General features: G+C 36.5%; 18 protein-coding genes, 1 other RNA gene, 1 pseudogene and 1 riboswitch. Of the genes and pseudogenes, 16 read left to right on the forward strand and 4 right to left on the reverse strand.

The features are described from left to right. Window positions 1–21: 21 nt before the first annotated feature. The 7 genes from eno (at window position 22) to BN1066_RS13945 (ending at window position 8234) form a co-directional block, all read left to right on the forward strand. The gene (eno, locus tag BN1066_RS13910; RefSeq protein WP_077320065.1) at window positions 22–1311 is read left to right on the forward strand and encodes a phosphopyruvate hydratase; all 1290 of its coding nucleotides are present in this window, start codon (window positions 22–24) and stop codon (window positions 1309–1311) included. Between the two features lie 1383 nt (window positions 1312–2694). After that, a riboswitch (TPP riboswitch) is annotated at window positions 2695–2805 on the forward strand. Between the two features lie 166 nt (window positions 2806–2971). Next, window positions 2972–3970, forward strand: coding sequence for an ABC transporter substrate-binding protein (locus BN1066_RS13920; RefSeq protein WP_077320067.1), 999 nt, complete (start codon window positions 2972–2974; stop codon window positions 3968–3970). A 33-nt stretch (window positions 3971–4003) separates the two neighbouring features. Continuing rightward, a complete protein-coding gene (locus BN1066_RS13925) occupies window positions 4004–4294 on the forward strand; it encodes a thiamine-binding protein (protein ID WP_077320068.1) in 291 nt (96 codons plus the stop codon). Then, window positions 4294–5067, forward strand: coding sequence for an ABC transporter permease (locus BN1066_RS13930; protein WP_077320069.1), 774 nt, complete (start codon window positions 4294–4296; stop codon window positions 5065–5067). Before BN1066_RS13925 ends, BN1066_RS13930 begins: the two co-directional genes overlap by 1 nt. Next, window positions 5060–5797: an ABC transporter ATP-binding protein gene (locus BN1066_RS13935; RefSeq protein WP_077320070.1), complete on the forward strand. Its 738-nt coding sequence runs from the start codon at window positions 5060–5062 to the stop codon at window positions 5795–5797. Before BN1066_RS13930 ends, BN1066_RS13935 begins: the two co-directional genes overlap by 8 nt. Further along, the gene (locus BN1066_RS13940; protein ID WP_077320071.1) at window positions 5797–6573 is read left to right on the forward strand and encodes a TatD family hydrolase; all 777 of its coding nucleotides are present in this window, start codon (window positions 5797–5799) and stop codon (window positions 6571–6573) included. Before BN1066_RS13935 ends, BN1066_RS13940 begins: the two co-directional genes overlap by 1 nt. A gap of 686 nt (window positions 6574–7259) precedes the next feature. After that, window positions 7260–8234: a nucleoside hydrolase gene (locus BN1066_RS13945; protein ID WP_077320072.1), complete on the forward strand. Its 975-nt coding sequence runs from the start codon at window positions 7260–7262 to the stop codon at window positions 8232–8234. A gap of 101 nt (window positions 8235–8335) precedes the next feature. Here the strand turns inward: BN1066_RS13945 and ptsP are convergent, their stop codons facing one another. Together ptsP and BN1066_RS13955 are read right to left on the reverse strand one after the other, a co-directional pair. Beyond that, on the reverse strand, window positions 8336–10048 hold the full coding sequence (gene ptsP / locus BN1066_RS13950) for a phosphoenolpyruvate--protein phosphotransferase (RefSeq protein WP_077321485.1): 1713 nt from the start codon (window positions 10046–10048) through the stop codon (window positions 8336–8338). 240 nt (window positions 10049–10288) lie between these two features. Next, window positions 10289–11206 carry an alpha/beta hydrolase gene (locus BN1066_RS13955; protein ID WP_077320073.1) on the reverse strand — a complete coding sequence of 306 codons (918 nt, stop codon included), beginning with the start codon at window positions 11204–11206 and terminating at the stop codon, window positions 10289–10291. Window positions 11207–11419: 213 nt separating this feature from the next. Here BN1066_RS13955 and secG point away from each other — a divergent pair, with 213 nt between their 5' ends. From secG to ssrA, 5 genes are all read left to right on the forward strand, one after another. Beyond that, a complete protein-coding gene (gene secG, locus BN1066_RS13960; RefSeq protein ID WP_077320074.1) occupies window positions 11420–11653 on the forward strand; it encodes a preprotein translocase subunit SecG in 234 nt (77 codons plus the stop codon). Window positions 11654–11848: 195 nt separating this feature from the next. Continuing rightward, complete coding sequence (locus tag BN1066_RS13965) at window positions 11849–12595, forward strand: alpha/beta hydrolase (RefSeq protein WP_077320075.1); 747 nt, start codon at window positions 11849–11851, stop codon at window positions 12593–12595. 50 nt (window positions 12596–12645) lie between these two features. Further along, window positions 12646–14814, forward strand: a complete 2169-nt coding sequence (rnr, locus tag BN1066_RS13970; protein WP_077320076.1) for a ribonuclease R — start codon at window positions 12646–12648, stop codon at window positions 14812–14814. 685 nt (window positions 14815–15499) lie between these two features. Further along, entirely contained in the window at window positions 15500–15964 is a 465-nt protein-coding gene (smpB, locus tag BN1066_RS13975) for an SsrA-binding protein SmpB (RefSeq protein ID WP_077320077.1), read from the forward strand. Between the two features lie 115 nt (window positions 15965–16079). Next, window positions 16080–16443: a transfer-messenger RNA gene (gene ssrA, locus BN1066_RS13980) on the forward strand. A gap of 51 nt (window positions 16444–16494) precedes the next feature. Here ssrA and BN1066_RS20875 read toward each other — a convergent pair. Both BN1066_RS20875 and BN1066_RS21305 read right to left on the reverse strand, forming a co-directional pair. Then, window positions 16495–16641, reverse strand: coding sequence for a hypothetical protein (locus BN1066_RS20875; RefSeq protein ID WP_245799846.1), 147 nt, complete (start codon window positions 16639–16641; stop codon window positions 16495–16497). A gap of 422 nt (window positions 16642–17063) precedes the next feature. Continuing rightward, complete coding sequence (locus BN1066_RS21305; RefSeq protein WP_245799792.1) at window positions 17064–17339, reverse strand: N-terminal phage integrase SAM-like domain-containing protein; 276 nt, start codon at window positions 17337–17339, stop codon at window positions 17064–17066. A 226-nt stretch (window positions 17340–17565) separates the two neighbouring features. Between BN1066_RS21305 and BN1066_RS13990 the strand changes: the two genes are divergently transcribed. The 4 genes and pseudogenes from BN1066_RS13990 to BN1066_RS14005 all read left to right on the forward strand — a co-directional run bounded on the left by BN1066_RS13990 (window position 17566) and on the right by BN1066_RS14005 (window position 19509). Next, window positions 17566–17754 carry an N-acetylmuramoyl-L-alanine amidase gene (locus BN1066_RS13990; protein ID WP_281250293.1) on the forward strand — a complete coding sequence of 63 codons (189 nt, stop codon included), beginning with the start codon at window positions 17566–17568 and terminating at the stop codon, window positions 17752–17754. Between the two features lie 183 nt (window positions 17755–17937). Next, a pseudogene (locus BN1066_RS20890) lies at window positions 17938–18045 on the forward strand (N-acetylmuramoyl-L-alanine amidase); the annotation flags it as partial. Between the two features lie 152 nt (window positions 18046–18197). After that, window positions 18198–18647, forward strand: coding sequence for a MarR family winged helix-turn-helix transcriptional regulator (locus BN1066_RS14000; RefSeq protein WP_077320079.1), 450 nt, complete (start codon window positions 18198–18200; stop codon window positions 18645–18647). A 13-nt stretch (window positions 18648–18660) separates the two neighbouring features. Then, on the forward strand, window positions 18661–19509 hold the full coding sequence (locus BN1066_RS14005) for an NmrA family NAD(P)-binding protein (protein ID WP_245799793.1): 849 nt from the start codon (window positions 18661–18663) through the stop codon (window positions 19507–19509). Window positions 19510–19661: the final 152 nt, after the last annotated feature.

Raw genomic sequence — 19661 nt, forward strand, 5'->3', positions numbered from 1 at the left:
TTGATAAAGGAGACAAATATTATGCCATATATTACAGATGTTTATGCTCGTGAAGTATTAGATTCTCGCGGAAATCCAACTGTGGAGGTAGAAGTGTTTACAGAATCAGGCGCTTTTGGTTCAGCACTAGTACCAAGCGGTGCTTCAACTGGGGAGTATGAAGCAGTTGAATTACGCGATGGTGATGAAAATCGTTATTTAGGAAAAGGTGTTTTAAAAGCAGTACAAAATGTGAATGAAATTATTGCACCTGAATTAATTGGCATTGATGTGACACGTCAAAATATTATCGATTCCCTAATGATTGAGCTTGATGGAACAGATAATAAAGGAAAGCTTGGAGCTAATGCTATCCTTGGAGTTTCTATGGCTGTTGCACATGCTGCTGCAAGTTATTTAGAAATGCCGCTTTATAACTATCTCGGAGGATTTAACGCAAAAACATTGCCTACTCCAATGATGAACATTCTAAATGGTGGAGAGCATGCAGATAACAACGTAGATATTCAAGAATTCATGATCATGCCTGTAGGAGCAGAAACATTTAAAGAAGCATTACGTACCGGAGCAGAAATTTTTCATTCCTTGAAAAAAGTATTAAAGTCAAAAGGATACAATACAGCTGTTGGTGATGAAGGTGGATTTGCACCAAACCTTTCCTCTAACGAAGAGGCATTACAAACAATTGTAGAAGCAATTGAAGCTGCTGGATATAAAACAGGAGAAGAAGTTAAACTTGCAATGGACGTCGCTGCTTCTGAAATGTATGAAAATGGCAAATACAATTTGAAAGGCGAAGGTGTTGTTCGTACTGCTGAAGAAATGGTTGACTGGTATGAAGATATGATTAATAAATATCCAATCATTTCTATTGAAGACGGCTTAGACGAAAATGACTGGGAAGGATTTAAACTTCTAACGGAACGCCTTGGCAAAAAGGTTCAACTAGTTGGAGACGACTTGTTTGTTACAAATACAGCTAAACTATCTAAAGGTATTGAACAAGGTATTGGAAACTCTATTTTAGTAAAAGTAAACCAAATCGGTACATTAACAGAAACATTTGAAGCAATCGAAATGGCAAAACGTGCAGGCTATACTGCAGTTATTTCTCATCGTTCTGGTGAAACAGAGGATGCAACCATTGCTGATATTGCTGTAGCAACCAATGCAGGCCAAATTAAAACGGGTGCACCTTCACGTACAGACCGTGTAGCTAAGTACAATCAATTACTACGTATTGAAGATGAACTAGCTGGCATGGGTGAATACGCTGGAAAAACTGCATTCTATAATCTAAACACAAAATAATAAAGAACAAATCTTGATATGCTCCCCTAAGGTAGACAGATTAAAAAGATAAAAAATCTGTTTCCCTTCGGGGATTTTTTTATGCCTAATGTAAGGCGAGTAAGGTAAAGAATATAAGTTCGAAGGTTCTGTATCATTTCTAAGGGAACACTTTATGCGTACTTAAAGCAACTCCACAAAGGGGGGATTTTTTCGAAGTAACGGGCTAGAAGAAACAGCCGGATACATATAAATAAAAGTTGTTTAAGGGTAAACTAGAATAATGTCGACAGGTTAATATATATCTTTATTATGATAGGTGATAGCATAGCAATTAGTGGTTACTTAAATTTTTAATGAGGGGGTTTTTTCATTTGAATAAGACTAAAAATTGGATGCAAATCTTTAATCCTAGTTGGGGAAGGCACGAATTAAGTTATAACGATGATACAAGAAAAGGTGATTAGATGAGAGATAAGAGAAAACGTAAAATACATTTCGTAGGATATCTTATTTTCTTGGTTTTACTCTTCTTTTGCTATTTTCTTTTACCTGGAGAACAATTTTTAATTTCTCTATGGATATTAATTGGTTTACTTGCAGTGTTTAACATTTATTTGTTTTTTGTACCTTCTGATGATAATAAAATGTGACTGATACGTAATGGAAGATATCCTGTTGTAAGGTGTGCGTAAGAATCTTACTTCACGAGTTATAGGGAATACAAAGAAGGCTAAGTGGGAGATAACGGCAGCTACATCCCGATTCGTTTAGGTTGACAGAGAGAGTAGGCTTCGATAGCGATACAGCGAGGTTTTTCAAGACAGAGTATGCTTTGATAGCCACATCACGATTTTCCAAGGAAGGAAAGCTTCGGTAGCAATACATCAGGACTTTTAAAGGAGGACAAGGAAAACTTCAACAGCGACATATCGTGGTCAAGGTTTAGCCTGTGTTTTACTTCTCAATAAGGGATGCAGGAAAAGACTACTGAATGAATACATTATAAGGAGGATCTCTTCTAGCTCACCCTCTTTTCGTTCATCTTTTTACTCGAGTATTTTACACCTTCCGATATACAGTATCTTTATTCAACCGTTAGATTATCCATTCGTAACTTTAGGCTGAACTCTTCTTCTGTTAACTAATTTGATAATTGCTTATCTCCTTTAAATTAATAGAAATCTTACTATTGCATCCTTTTACCATCACAAGGAAAGAAATAGCCTCTTTTACATGAGGATGGAATTTTATAGAAACAAAGAGAACGTCTAATTTAAGCAGCATACAGATAAAATATTCCCCATATAAAAGCGGAATTAGAAACGGGTCGTCTTTTGGAAAATGCTTGATTAATGGACATGAATATGGCATAGTTACTAATGGATAAACAAAAAATAAACATAAGCGTTGTAGGGGAACCAGTGTTGCTGGTTGAGATTGTATCCATAAGATACTAGACTCTTAGAACCTGATCTGGGTAAAGCCAGCGTAGGGAACATGTTTTGATTAGCAATAGTTGCATGTGCGAAAGCCCTAGGTGTACGAAACCACCTAAGGCTTTTTTTACGTGAGGAAGAAGGAGTCGACGTTTTAGTTTAGCGCAACCAGGCAGGTCGCCAGTGTACGTCCGTTTTCGATTTTATACCTTACATAGCTATGTTTGTACAAGGAGGAAATTATGTTGAAGAGACTCATTATTTTTGCCCTTATCACTGCTTTACTTACAGCCTGTAATACAAATGGAGAAGAGAAGAAGAAAAAAGGTGATCAAGCTAAAGAACTAAAAAAAGTATCTGTAGTTTTGGATTGGACACCAAACACAAACCATACCGGACTATATGTAGCGAAAGAAAAAGGGTATTTTAAAGATGAAGGACTCGATGTAGAAATTAAGATGCCTGGAGAAGCAGGAGCAGACCAGCTAGTAGCATCAGGAAAAGCAGATTTTGGTGTTAGTTATCAGGAAGGAATTACAGAGGCACGGGTTCAAGATATTCCGATCATCTCCATTGCAGCAATCATTCAACATAACACATCCGGGTTTGCTTCGTTAAAAGAAAAAAACATTACGAAGCCAAAAGACTTCGAAGATAAAACATATGGAGGATGGGGTGCTCCTGTAGAAAAAGCGGTACTCAGTTCGTTAATGAAGCAAGAAGATGCTAATGTGGAAAAAGTAAATATTGTTAATATGGGGGAGACGGACTTTTTTACAGCTGTAAATCGAGATATTGATTTCGCTTGGATTTATTACGGGTGGACAGGAGTAGAAGCAGAGCTCCGAAATGAAGAATTAAATATGATTTACCTCACAGATTACTCGGAGAAACTAGATTATTACACGCCTGTTTTAGCAACAAATGAAGACATGATTAAAAAAGATCCCGAAACCATTAAAAAATTTTTATCGGCAGTAACAAAAGGATATGAACTAGCGATTGACAATCCAGAAGAAGCCGCAAATATTTTAATCGAAGCAGTTCCTGATCTTGATGAAGAACTGGTAAAAGCAAGTCAAAAATGGCTAGCTGATAAGTATCAAGATGATGCAAAGAGATGGGGAGAGCAACAACTGGAAGTTTGGGATAATTACGCATCTTGGATGTATGAAAATAAATTATTAGATAAACCATTAGATAGTGAAAAAGCATTTACCAATGAATTTTTACCTAAATAAATATTAAATTAACTATTCAAAGGAGGAATCGTCATGGCCAATTCCCTTGTGAGCATTCAGATTATCCCAAAAACAAAAAATGGGGAAGATGTTATACCTTATGTAGATGAAGCAATTGCAATTATTGATCAAGCTGAAGTCCGTTATCAAGTCAATCCATTGGAAACGACAATGGAGGGTGAGTTATCCGAGTTATTAACTGTCATTGAAAAAATGAATGAGCGAATGACTGAACTTGGATGCCCAAGTGTAATTTCACAAGTAAAAATATTTTATCAGCCTACAGGTGCTTCGATGGATAAATTAACGGAGAAGTATCGCTAATGAGGAAGAAATTATTAAAGGGATGGCGGCCGGTTTTGGTCCTCATCCTTTTCATGCTTAGCTGGGAGTTTATCTGTTCTTGGTTTCATGTACCTGAGTGGTTACTTCCTGCACCATCAATTATTTTACAAGAAGCGATTACAGGCTGGTCAGACTATGTTCATCATTTAGTCTCGACGATTCAGTTAACGATTGTTGGATTTTTAGTCGGCAGTAGTGTTGGTATTTTGGTTGCTGTTTGTCTCCATCTTATACCTGGGATGCGCGAGGCCTTTTATCCAATTTTAATTATTTCCCAAAATATTCCAATTATCATCTTGGCACCATTGCTTGTTATTTGGTTCGGATTTGGAATATTGCCTAAGATAATTGTTATTATACTAGTTTGCTTTTTTCCTATTACCATTGCTGCTCTTGATGGATTTCGGCAAACAAGTGAGGAATTAAAGCATTATATGCAAATGGCAGGTGCAAATAAACAGCAAATTTTCTTGAAGCTGGAGTGGCCATATGCACTGCCCTCATTATTTAGTGGATTAAAAATATCTGCCACGTATAGTGTGATGGGAACGGTCATTTCAGAGTGGCTAGGTTCTAGTGAAGGTATCGGATATTACATGACTTTAGCCTCTTCTTCGTTTCGGACAGATCGTGTATTTGTAGCTATTTTATTTATCGTCGTATTAAGTTTGTTATTTTTTCTGCTGCTAACGTATTTAGAACAAAAAGTTATTCGTTGGAAGCTGATTGAAGAAGGAGATCACCATGGGTAAATTAGAAATTGAAAGGATTCAAAAATCATATGGCGATAATCAAGTATTAGCCGACATTTCCTTTACCGTCCAAGATGGAGAATTTGTCGCTATCCTAGGGCCATCTGGAAGCGGGAAAAGTACATTGTTTCGTCTAATAGGCGGAATTAGTACACCAGATGCCGGTACCATTCGCCTCAATCATAAAGATATAACAGGTTTACGCGGCTTTATTAGCTATATGCCACAGGCTAGTTCACTTCTGCCTTGGCGGACGGTCTTAAAAAATGTCATGCTTGGAAAAGAAATTGTAGATAGTAAAACGAATGAAGAGCAAGCATTAGAAATGATTGCTCGTGCTGGGCTGGCAGGCTATGAGTATGCTTACCCACATCAATTATCAGGTGGGATGAAACAACGGGTTTCTTTTCTTCGCAGCATGCTTAGCCCACAGCCAATTATTTGCTTAGATGAACCATTTTCGGCACTAGATGAATGGACAAGACTGGAAATGCAAAAGTGGTTGTTATCGATATGGGAACAGTATCAGCGTTCGATTTTGTTTGTGACTCATCATATTGAAGAAGCGCTGTTTTTAGCTGATCGAATTATCGTTTTGTCAGAAAAACCAGCGCTAGTGAAGAAGGAAGTTTTTATCCCCTTTGAACGACCTCGGTCAGAAGACATTGTATTAAGTAAAGCATTTTTAGAGTATAAGAAAATGATTTATCATGAATTGAGGGGATCATAATGCAAGGAAAAATTATTGATGCGCATATTCATTTAGACATGTATACGAAGGACGAGCAAAATCAAATCTTAATCGACTTGGAGCAAGAAAAAATTACGGCTGTCATCTCTGTATCTAACCATTTAGCTTCATCCATTGCAAATTTGCGGCTAGCCGAACAATATGAAAAAATTTATCCGGCATTTGGATTTCATCCGGAGCAGGAACTGCCATCTGAAGAGGAACTTGAAGAATTAATCCAGTTTATTCAACAATATAAGGATCAAGCAATCGCCATAGGGGAAGTTGGTTTACCTTACTATATGCGCCAGAAAGCAGTAAAAATGAACATAGAGCCCTATTTAGAGCTGCTGGAAGTCTTTATAAAGCTTAGTAAACAATGGGATAAACCGATTAGCTTACATGCTGTCTATGAGGATGCTGATTTAGTCTGTGACCTGTTGGAAAAGCACTCTATAGATAAAGCGCATTTTCATTGGTTTAAAGGTAGTTATCAAACGATAGAACGCATGATCCAAAATGGCTACTTTATTTCTATCACTCCTGACATATGCTATGAAAAAGAGATTCAACAGCTTGTAAAAGAATATCCTCTTACTCATATAATGGTAGAAACAGACGGTCCTTGGCCATTTACTGGACCATTTGCCAATCAATTAACCAGTCCTGTTATGATCCATGATACGATTATAAAAATTGCACAAATAAAAAAGCAGTCGATTGCAAATGTATACGAACAGATTTTTACTACAACGAAGCAGTTTTTTGCGCTATAACGCTTATTCCACCTTTGTCTGTCAATATACAGATTAAAATAGATTGTACCCAATTGCTCTACGATTCTTGGTATATATTCATTATCATAGCAGGTTATTAGTCATTTAGAACCAAATTTTAACAATGCGTGAATAGGACAATACCGTAGAGAAATATAAATAGAATAAATGTTATTATAAGGAAATAGAGCCTTTTTATCCCTCATTTTTGGATAGTAAAGTTCCTACTTCAGATTAATTGTTAGTTGAAAGGGACAAGTGGGGACTACTGTATGTTAGCGAGAATAAACTCTAGTTATATGAAGTTTATCCCGCATGTAAGGTGCCGTAAGCCTCCCACTTCAAGAGCCTGAGTTGGTTAAAAAGAGTCTAAGTGGGAGAGAACGGCACCTAAATGCCCGATTCGTTTAACTAACATTCCGTGTAAAAAGCATTCCACGGAATGAAGTTTCACTTTATCCCGTATGTAACTGGAGTAAGACCATCACTTGAATGCTACGAGGTGAATCCTAAGAGGATAAGTTGGAAAATCCAACTACAAGTCAAATGCCCGATTCTGTTCAGAGGCCTTTAGGTCATACCCTTGCGGTACGGTACTAACAATCAGTGGAATTAAAAGAATATCCCCACTGATTGAAGGTTTATTTTATTAAACGTATATAAGTAATGGCTAAGGGTGGGGGAAGATGACGAAAAAAGTGTTATTGTTTGGCGATGTTGGTATTGATGATACGGTTGCACTTATTTATGCATATTTTAATGCTGCTATTGATATTGTAGGAATTGTAGCAGACTATGGCAATATTTCAAGGCAGAATGCACTGATTAATATTCATTATGTAAAAAGTCTCTTTCCTTCAGAGGAAGTAAAGAAGATTAAAGTGATTGCCGGAGCTCATATTCCAATGACTGGTGAAGATCCAAAATATGTACCGGAAATCCATGGGGAATATGGATTGGGTCCGATCATTCCTCCTAAGATGCTGCATGATGGAATAAGTGATAATTTTTTTGAAGTTGTCGAGATTATTAAAAAATATAAAGAAGAAGATTTAATTATTGTTAATATTGGCAGATTAACTTCTTTAGCCAGTTTATTTATCTTGTATGAATCATTAATGAACACTGTAAAAGCGTATTACATTATGGGAGGAGCATTCTGGATTCCTGGTAATATTACAGCAGTTTCGGAAGCAAATTTTTATGGTGACCCTGCCGCAGCCCAAGTGGTTTTAGCAAACGCAAAAAATGTTAAGATTATTCCTTTAAATGCAACAAATCAAGCGATTGCTACCCCAAAGATGGTAAACTATATTGATCAAGTAGGTAAAGTACCTCTCATTAAAATATTGCTAGATTATTATTATGATTTTTACAAGAAGCGAAATCCATCTATCCAAGGATCCCCTTTACATGATGTACTGACACTGATGGCAGTGATTCATCCAGGTATGTTGACATATCAAAGTCATCCTGTCTATATTGTTCAGGATGTTGCAGGAATAGCAAGAGGCCAGAGCATTGCTGATATTCGTCCATATGTCGATTTGAAAAGTGATACCCAAGGAGATTCAGTGGTTGGCGGAGAAGTTCATGAAATTGCTTTTGAATTGGATTACGCTACCTTTTATTATGATTTTATGTCGGTGATGACTAAATGAAATAGCTGGATAATAAAACGTATTTTGTTTAGATATCACATCTAAAAGCAACTTCAAAAAAATACCGCAGAGCAACTAGCTAGCACTGCGGTATTAAAGGCTTATTCTGTTTTTTCCTTAATAAATTGTACCACTTCTTCAGCAGTTCCCATGGAAAGAATTTTTTCTTTATAGGAAGCTAAGTTCGCCTTATCCAGTTTGCGGATTTGTGTACGTGCAGGCAGAATTGAAGTTGCACTCATACTGAATTCATCTAGGCCGAGTCCAAGTAAAATTGGAATGGCAATCGGGTCACCGGCCATTTCACCACACATACCAACCCATTTTCCTTCACTATGTGCCGATTCAATAACGTTATTGATCAAGTTAAGAATAGCAGGATGATATGGTTGATATAAGTAAGAAACTTGTTCATTCATCCGGTCTGCTGCCATGGTGTATTGGATTAAATCATTGGTACCGATACTGAAGAAATCGACTTCTTTGGCAAACTGCTTGGCAATAACTGCAGTTGATGGGATTTCAACCATAATACCGATTTCAATTTCATCTGATACTTCAAAGCCTTCTTTTTTAAGTGCTTCTTTTTCATCCAATAGAATTGCTTTTGCACTTCTGAATTCTTCCAGTGTAGCGATCATTGGAAACATGATTTTTAAATTTCCGTATACGCTAGCGCGGAGCAACGCGCGTAGCTGTGGTCGAAATACATGTTCGTTTTCTAAGCAAAAGCGAATAGCGCGGAAACCAAGAAATGGATTTAGTTCTTTTGGCAAATCCAGATAATTTAACTCCTTATCGCCGCCAACGTCAAGTGTTCGAACGACAACTGGTTTATCTTGCATTTGCTCTAAAACAGACTTATATGCTGTAAATTGCTCTTCTTCTGTTGGCAGTTGGCTTTTACCCATATATAAGAATTCGGTTCGGTATAATCCAATAGCTTCTCCACCATTATCTAATACCCCAATAACATCATCTGGTGTACCGATATTAGCAGCTAACTCTACTTGGTCTCCGTCGGCAGTTATTGTTGGTTCATTTTTTAATTTTGCCCATTCTTGCTTTTGTTTAGCAAATTCCTCTTGTTTTTTATGATATAAAGCTATTTCATCTTGTGTCGGGTTAACAATAACTAATCCTTCATTTCCATCAACAATGATCATTTCGTCTTTGTTAACGGTGGTGGTAATCTCTTTTGTTCCAACTACTGCAGGGATTTCAAGGGAACGAGCCATAATAGCAGAGTGAGAAGTACGACCACCAATATCAGTTGCAAAGCCTTTAACAAACTCACGGTTTAACTGGGCAGTGTCTGACGGTGTTAAATCATTGGCAATAACAATAACTTCTTCGTCAATTAAAGCAGGATCCGGAATGGAAACTCCTAATAAGTGGGCTTTGACTCTTGTAGTTACATCATGAATGTCAGCAGCACGCTCACGCATATATTCGTTATCCATGTTTTTAAACATATCAATAAACATTGTTGCAACTTCATCTAAAGCAGCTTCTGCAATGACTTTTTCTGATTCGATTTTATCTTTCATTGGATTAATTAATTCAGGATCACTAAGAACTAATAAATGGGCAGAAAAAATCTCTGCATGTTCATCTCCAATATTCTCTTTCGTATGTGCTTTAATTTTCTCCAGTTCCTGTTTTGAAACTTCAAGTGCTTTTTCCAAGCGCTCTATTTCAAATAGAGGATTATCTGTAGAAGCTTTTTCAAATGATAAATCTGGGGTCTCCAGCCGATATGCTTTTGCAATAGCTATCCCTGAAGATGCTGCGATTCCTTGAATGTTAGCCATATTCATATTCCAACCTTTCTTCATATCAATCACCATTTCTATTTTAACTGCTTGTGCATCATGGTACAAGCAATTACAAGCTAAATTTAAAAAAGTTTGTCGAAAAAAGAAGAAAATTTATACTGACTTTGTTTAAAATTTCAATAAAAGTTAATTAAATCCATAATTTAACCGTTATATAAGATAAAAACGAATAGTTATTGAAAGACATTTATTCATTTTTATGGTCGTCTTATTCCTTTATATAGTTTCCGTATTAATCCAGTGAACCATTGCATTATAGACTTCCTGATTATTGGAATCATTAATTAATTCATGACGACCATCGGAAAATAACATGGTTGTAATCTGTATTAATCCTGCTTGCTTGTATAAATCAGCCGTTTTCCAAATTCCTTTTGCATAATCTCCAACAGGATCTTGCTCTCCACTAATAAGCAGTAACGGGAGATCTTGACGGATTCGTTTATTTTTTTCTTTTGACTGGATAGAGATAATACCATCTAACAGATCATAAAAAAATTTGCCTGTCGGAACAAAGCCGGTATAAGGATCTTGCATATAATCATCAACCGTTGCACGCGAGTTGCTGAGCCAATCAAACCCGGTATTTGGTTTCTTAACCTTACGATTAAAGGAACCAAATACTAACTTATTCATGAATGGAGATTTTTCTTTAGGAGGAAGGAAAGAGGCAATTTCTCGACCAACGATTGTTTTTAGTAGAGGGAAATATCCTGTCCCAGAAAGGACGGCACCTGCTATTAAGTTACTATGCGTTTGAATATAAGAACGAACAATAAATGATCCCATACTATGGCCAAAAAGATATAGAGGTAATTCAGGATGTTTCTTTTTTATTTGTTTAGATATATTTAGAAAGTCATCAACAGCTCTAAAAAAACCATTTTGATCAGCAAAATAACCAAGCATTCCTTGGCGTTTGCCGGTTTCCCCATGTCCCTGATGGTCGTTACCGTAAACAATAAAACCATGAGAGGTTAAGTATGTTGCAAAGTTATCATACCTTTCTATATGTTCCATCATGCCGTGAGCAATTTGGATTACAGCTTTCGCTTTTACTGACGGAAGCTCCCATTTCTTTACATGAATATCGAGATTATCCGGGGTGCGGTACCAAAACGTTTGTTTTTTCATTTTATCCCAACCTCCTTCTTTATATTCTATCTTAAATATAAATTTACACTTCGTCTACTTAAAAAGACTTGCTATGATTACAGGATTTATGCTACAGTTATAAATAAATACATATATGAAATTACATGTATGTAAATCCATGTATGCTCCTGGTAGCATACGATTCGTACAGAGGTTCAGCTGGTTATATGTTACAGGGGGTATCACGTAAATATGCTAGGAATTGTAAATGTATTATTAGTTATTGATGGAATTATCATGATTATACTGATTTTATTGCAGTCAGGTAAAAGTGAAGGTCTATCCGGTGCAATTTCCGGAGGAGCAGAGCAATTATTTGGCAAGCAAAAAGCAAGGGGCATTGACCTTGTGTTACATCGCGGAACAATTGTCACAGCGGTTATATTTTTTGTACTAGCTTTTCTAAGCGCATATGTTTTACAATAGATACAAACCCTTATCGCTTCAAAGTGGTAAGGGTTTTTATAATTGGTGAGTCTCGATAGACGATGGGCTGTATTGCTTGAATAAAACAATAGTTTCATGTAAATCTTCCAAAACGAAAGGTTTGTTATATAGGGAAAGATTCAATTACAATGAAAAAGGGTAAACTAGTTTAGAAGCAGAAGGAGTTAGAGAATAATGAAAGTAAAACAACCTCAACCATTTACGTTTGAAGCAGGTCCACGTGCGGTATTATTATTACATGGCTTTACTGGTCATTCCGCTGATGTCCGCATGTTGGGGAGATATCTTGAAAAGCGTGGGTATACGAGCCATGCCCCAATTTATCGCGGACATGGGTTACCGCCAGAAGAAATTTTAAAATCAAATCCAGACCAGTGGTGGGAGGATGTATTACAAGCATATAACCATTTAAAACAATTAGGCTATAAAGAAATAGCCGTGTCCGGACTTTCTTTAGGTGGTGTGCTTGGGTTAAAACTTGCTTACACGGAGCAAACGAAAGCAGTTATTCCTATGTGTGCACCAATGTTCTTTGACAATGAAACTCAGCTTACAAAGGGATTCCAAGCATTTGCAAGAGAATATAAGCAGTTAGAACGTAAAGAAGCACAAGTAATTAAAGAAGAAGTGGAAGTATTAATGGAAAATTCCACTACATTATTCGAGCAGCTAGCTAAACTGATTGAAGAAGTAAAAAATAATGTCGACACGATTTACACTCCTACAATGGTCGTTCAAGCTAGAAAAGACCAAATGATTAATCCGGATAGTGCAAATTATATCTATGAGAATGTAGAAGCAGAACATAAAACCATTCATTGGTATGAAGAATCTGGCCACGTTATTACGATGGATAAAGAAAAAGACCAAGTATTTGAAGATATTTATCAGTTTCTGGAAACACTAAACTGGGAACAATGATTATATTTACCATAAAAGGATAACAATACTAGAAAGAAGGTGAAAAGAGAATGAAAGAGAGAATCCAAAACTACTTTAAAGAAAATGGAACAAAACCATTAACTGTAAATGAAATTGAAGAAGCTCTGCAAATTGAAACGGCTGACGAATTTAAAGAGCTCATTAAAGCTTTAAATATATTAGAAGAAGAAGGAGAGCTTGTTCGTACTCGTAAGAATCGTTTTGGCTTGCCGGAAAAAATGAATTTGATTCGCGGCAGAATTCAAATGCATGCAAAAGGGTTCGCTTTTTTAATTCCGGATGATGATACTCGGGATGATGTTTATATTCATCATTCTGACCTAGGTTCGGCGATGAATGGTGATAAAGTTCTTGTTCGAATTGAAAAAAGAGATCAAGATGGTATTCGCTCAGAAGGGACAGTAATCCGTATTTTAGAACGAGCTACCCTTCAGGTTGTTGGTACATTTGAAGATAATCGTTCCTTTGGATTTGTTATTGCGGATGATAAACGCATTCCAAACGATATATTTATTCCTAAAGACATGACAAATGGGGCAGTGAGCGGTCATAAGGTCATTGCTCATATTACTAAATATCCGGAAGGCAGAAAAAGTGCTGAAGGTGAGATTATTCATATACTTGGACATAAAAACGATCCAGGTATTGATATTATGTCCATTATTTATAAACATGGAATAAAAATGGATTTTCCTCAAGAGGTGTTAGATCAGGCAGCAAATACGCCTGATACTATTTCTGAAGATGAGATCAAAGATAGACGAGATTTAAGGAACGAAACGATTGTAACGATCGATGGAGCTGATGCGAAGGACTTGGATGATGCGGTTTCTGTGAAGAAATTAGATAATGGAAACTATTTACTCGGAGTTTATATTGCTGATGTAAGCTATTATGTAGATAAAGGCAGCCCCATTGACCAAGAAGCGTTGGAAAGGGGGACAAGTGTTTATTTGGTTGACCGTGTGATCCCGATGATTCCACATCGCTTATCGAATGGAATTTGTTCCTTAAACCCCCAGGTTGACCGGTTGACATTAGGATGTGAAATGGAAATTGATGCTTATGGAAATGTCGTCGATCATGATATTTTTCAAAGCGTTATCCGTACGAATGCACGCATGACGTATTACGATGTCAATCAAATCCTCGTCCATAAAGATGAAGTATTGCGTGAGCAGTATAAGGAACTCGTTCCACTTTTTGAAAGTATGGAAGAGCTAGCAGCTATTTTACGACGTAAACGAATGAATCGCGGAGCAATTGACTTTGATTTTAAGGAAGCAAAAGTGTTAGTGGATGAAGCTGGAAAACCAATAGATGTAGTGTTACGTGAACGATCTGTTGCGGAGCGACTGATTGAGGAATTTATGTTGGCGGCCAATGAAACAGTTGCTGAACATTTCCATTGGATGGATGTTCCGTTCATACATCGTATTCATGAAGACCCGGATCCAGATAAGCTGCAAACCTTTTTTGAGTTCTTAGCCGGTCTTGGATATGTGATAAAAGGGACAAGTAATGAAATTCATCCACAAGCTTTACAAAAGGTGTTGGAAGAAGTCAAGGGAAAACCGGAAGAGATGATTGTTTCCAAGTTAATGCTTCGGTCTATGCAACAGGCGAAATATGACCCGCAAAGCATCGGTCATTTTGGTTTAGCAACACCATATTATACGCATTTTACCTCACCTATTCGCCGATATCCGGATTTAACAGTGCATCGATTGATTCGTACGTATTTAATTGATCAAAAGATGGATCAACAAACATTGAAAAAGTGGAAGAGTGAATTGCCTGAAATTGCAAAGCAGTCATCTATCGCTGAGCGAAGAGCAGTGGATGCAGAAAGAGAAACAGATGACCTGAAAAAAGCTGAATTTATGCAGGATAAAATTGGCGAAGAATATACAGGTGTCATTAGTTCGATAACGAATTTTGGTTTATTCGTTGAATTAGAAAATACGATTGAAGGGTTGATACATGTTAGCTATTTAACAGATGATTATTATCATTATGATCAGCGGAGCCAAGCCATGATTGGCGAACGAACAGCTAAAATGTATCGTATTGGACAAGAAGTACAAGTTAAGGTGGTTGGCGTTAATATTGACGAGCGAACGGTTGACTTTGCTATCGTTTATGACGAGCATTCAGAAAATAAACGAGTAATGAAGGCAAAACGAGAAAGGAAGTAATCCTATCCGCTGTACTTTATGTGACAGCGGATTTTTAGGTGGTTTTTAAAATATCACGGCTTATAAGAATTGGTGGAAAACTACTGACGTAACGTGTTGATGCTAATATTAAATAAAAATCTTCTATCATGACGAGAGATTTCCTTGATTTGTCCCAAATTTTTATTTTATGACTTTGAGTCCGTTAACTCGCGAGAGTGTGCGAAACAGTAAACCACCTGCTATGAAATGCAACCCAATTGTTAGACACAAACCTAATAATAGGAGGTGCATTTCAGCACGGGTGGTCATGATTTGTCTAGAAAATAATAATTGTCGAAATCTTTTTTTGAAAAGTAGCTCCATCCAGCTTAAGCGTTCAAGCTACTGGCAAACTTCGCTTTCTTCCTACGATAAGTCAGTCATCGGCTCAAATTAAAGGAAAAAGCTGACTAAAAGTGGGCTTGCCGCTCAGGCGTCGGCATACTTCTGTTGCAGGGGATGTTTCCTTTATTCAGCTGTTTGCCAATAGCCGAGCGCTTTCGCTTTTGTTCTACTATAGGAAAGAATAAAATTTTAGGCTTTATCGTATAAGAAAAACTACAGCTTTCACTAAAGACTTAGCAATAAGCTAAGTTTTTCTAATTGGAATACAGCTGAATATTTGGTAGAATAAAGTTCATGTAAGCAGTAGGAGGAAGTACTGATGCCAAAAGGACAAGGAAAGGTTATTGCACAAAATAGAAAAGCTTCTCATGATTACTTTATCGAGGATACGTATGAGGCAGGGATTGTCTTACAAGGAACGGAAATTAAATCAATCCGTGCGGGGAAAGTCAGTATTAAAGATGCACATGCCCGAATTGATCGTGGTGAAGTCAAGTTAATTAATTTGCATATTGCCGAGTATGAACAAGGGAACAGGTTTAATCACGATCCTACACGGACGCGCAAATTATTACTTCATCGAAAAGAAATTGATAAATTAATTGGATTAACTCAGCAAAAAGGCTATTCTTTAATCCCTTTAAAAATCTATATTAAAAACGGCTATGCAAAAGTGCTTTTGGGCTTAGGAAAAGGGAAAAAGAAATATGATAAGCGTGAAGATTTAAAACGGAAACAAATGAAACGGGATGTCGATCGGGCGATTAAAGAACATATGCGTTAACAAATACGAAGTCGCCCAGAACATTGATGGACTTGACTATTTTACTGGAAATGTTACAATAAAAACTGAACAGTAATTAAATAGATGCTCAATCTTCCGAGCGTTACTCTTTTACGGGGACGTTACGGATTCGACAGGGATAGATTGAGCTCAGGTTGCACGTCGAGGTTACGACTCGTAAAACGTTATGCCTAAATATAACTGGCAAAACAAACAATAACACTGCTTTAGCAGCTGCGTAAGCATTGCTAAGCGATCCTTCCTGCTATCGCCCGTGTAGCAGATTGAAGGGTCTCAAACGTAAGCGGGCTATACCGTCATTCACCGCCTGAGGATGATGGCAGAATTGAATCAGGCTAGCTGCTTGAAAGCCTGTCGGTAGGCTGCAGAGTAAGCGAAAACGAATATACCGGCTAAGCGTGTAGAAGCCTGAGTGGCAATATCTCTGGACGTGGGTTCGACTCCCACCGTCTCCACCAAATACATACAATCATTGGTGTGACAAGGATTTAAAATTACTGGTAACACTTTCACTTAAATTGATATACTTTAGCGGGTTTGAAGTCGTCTTCCATTTTCGAAACGGCTTCTTTTTCAGTTGACGGGTAAAGATGGCTATAGGTGTTTAATGTCGTTGAAACATTTCCATGACCAAGTCTTTGAGCAATTACAGACACTATTGTATTTTGGTTTATTAAATAACTAGCATGCGAGTGCCTAAAGTCATGCAAATGTATTTTTTAACTCCGGACGCTTTTATATATTCCTCATATTTGCGGTCAAGTGTAGTAGTTGAAATATGTTTATGGAATTCCCCGAACACTACATAAGACATTTTTGAATTAGAGACTTGATAATAATGTCATAACGTGGTTTGGCATTATAATCTTACGTATTGATGATTGTTTTTTAGGTTTTGTTATAACTCGATTGTAAGATGTTTTGTCTATATTACACGTGTTATTTTAAAGTCAATATCTCCTACGTTAATGCTAACAGCTCACCTTTCCGCATACCACTATAGTATAAAGTCATAAATAGAGCATAATACATTCTCGTCATCTACAACGCTAATAAACTTTTTAAATTCTTCTAACGTTCAATAATTAACGTGTTTATCTTCTTCTATATCTATATTTCCAGCAACGCGTGCTGGATTATCTTTTGCGTATTCCATCCTAATTGAATAATTGAAAATGGAGACATAACTGAATGAATCTTCTTTGAATGAGCCGGGGAGTACTTGTCCAATAATTCGTCCTGATACCTTGTAACATCGCCGCTTTTTACCAAACTTAGGTATTAACTGATTGTCTGCAATACTTTTCATTTTGTTGTAAGATGATTCTTTTCTTCTCTTCTTATACCACTTCAAATATTCTTTTGCGACAAATTTAAAAGTAGAATCATCTTCATTCTCTTCATCGTCTTCTAAATTAAGAAATGCTTCTGCTTCAGTATATCAAATCCCTTAATGGTTTATATATCAATAACCAGTTTGTAGTAGACGATAACGGAGATGTTTCAATTGGAAGATCGAATAATGCACTTTACTTGCTAGAGCTTCAGCGCCTGAATGAATTACTTAAATAAGTGTATGTCTGAAAAAGGCTAATTTTCATGTGTTACGTGAATCTAAGATGGACACCATTCTGACAGAGGGAGGTTATATGAGTTCAACTATTGATAATAAGCAGTTACGTAATAAAGAAGTGCTGAAAAAAGCTGTACGGGCTATAGCTGATTACTTAGATCTAAAGCATAAAAAAAGGGGGTTCCAAACCAAGTAAAGGCAAAGGAACCTATACCGTGAAAAAAGGTAATACTCTTTGGAAAATTGCAAAAGATCACGGTAAGACAGTTAAACAACTCAAAAATTTCTAGTGATTTAATTCATTCTGGGCAAAAACGATACCGGTAAGTCAAACAAGCGTAAGGTGATATGAAAACTATTTCATTAGAAAAGCATTGATGTAGATTCAAGCTTTAGCAACCGTAAAAAACTAGCAGCTAACCACGGCATAAATAATTATCGTGGTACTGCTGCACAAAATTCACAGTTGCTTAATAAATTAAGGTAATAAGATAGATAGTTGTCGGGGCTTCTTGACAGTCAAAAATCTCAAGGTGATTTTTTAATTTCCCTTGAGATTTTTAATTTCGAGATTAGGACAACCTCCTATTGTTTTTATTTTATATAATTAGTATACTAACTATATAGGGAGGTAAGTCTGTGAAGGAACAAAAACTAGAAGTCCTTGATTTTGGTTATTTATTAATGAATGCTGCAAAACAGTTGCGTTATATGTTAAATCAAGCCTTGAGTAATTATGAGGTTACAAGTGGTCAATGGGCTATTTTAAAACAACTACAATATTTTGAAGAAAATACACAAAGGGAAAATTGTACCAGTATTTTTTTGTCTACACATCTTGGATTTGATAAACCAACCATTTCAGGTATGATTCGCCGTTTAGAAGAAAAAGAATTGGTAATAAGGGTGAAGCATTCTCGAGATAAGCGCTCCTTTTTCCTTCAGTTAACACCTAAAGCTTATAGGATTATTCCTCAACTTGAAAAGATCAGTGAGCAAATTACACAAGACTATTTATCTATTTATACGGAAGAAGAAAAAAGGAAATTTTATGTATTATTAGAACAAGCAAACAAAAGGAGTGACTAATTTGGAAACCATTTTGGTTATTGGTGCTTCAGGAAACATTGGCGCTTCAGTGGTAGGTATATTGGCTAGAAATGATGTTAAAGTACATGCAGCTATCTCTCAAAAAAAAGAAATAAATCCTTGGGCTGGTAACGATAACGTTAAACCAGTGATTTTTAATTTTTTAGATCAAAGCACTTATGCTAAAGCAATGGAAGGCGTGAAAAAGGTTTTCTTTGTTCGTCCACCACAATTATCTCATCCAAAAGAAGAAATTTTCCCGTTTCTTACGTATTTAACAACAAAAGCTATTGAGCATGTCGTGTTTGTTTCTTTGTTAGGAGTAGAAAAAAATCCGTTTACACCGCATCATAAAATTGAAAAAGAAATTGAACGGTTACAGCTTCCTTATACCTTTTTAAGACCAAGTTTTTTTATGCAGAATCTTAATACCACACATCGAGAGGATATTCAAAAAAACGGGGATTTATTTATTCCTGCAGGCAAAGCCAAAACTAGTTTTATTGATACGCGTGATATAGGAGAAGTAGCGGCCAATTGCTTGCTAAATACATTCAAGCATCTACAACAGAAATACGATCTCACTGGAAAAGAAGCCTTAACTTATTATCAAATTGCAGAAATTATGACTACTGTTCTTGGTAAAAAGATTACTTATAGTAAACCATCTCTATGGCATTTTCGTTCTGTAATGGTTCGTCGTGGTAAACCTAAAGAATATGTGAATGTAATGGTAATGTTATATTTTATTACAAAATTGGGGAATGCGAACAAAGTGACTCCTGTCACTCAACAACTATTAAAAAGGGAACCGACTTCTTTTAAACAGTATGTTAAAGACTATAGATTAGCTTTTTTATAATTTAAGGGTAAAGATATGGGACTGCTGTTTGGGAATTTCCACGACAAACCACCTCCCCATAACATAATCGAAATGAGTTATGGGGAGGTGGCTTTTTTTATTTTTCCATAAACAATTCAATAAATTTAGCCCTTTTAGTATAATGCAACTAA

Source organism: Virgibacillus proomii (assembly GCF_900162615.1).
Taxonomy (GTDB): domain Bacteria; phylum Bacillota; class Bacilli; order Bacillales; family Amphibacillaceae; genus Virgibacillus; species Virgibacillus proomii.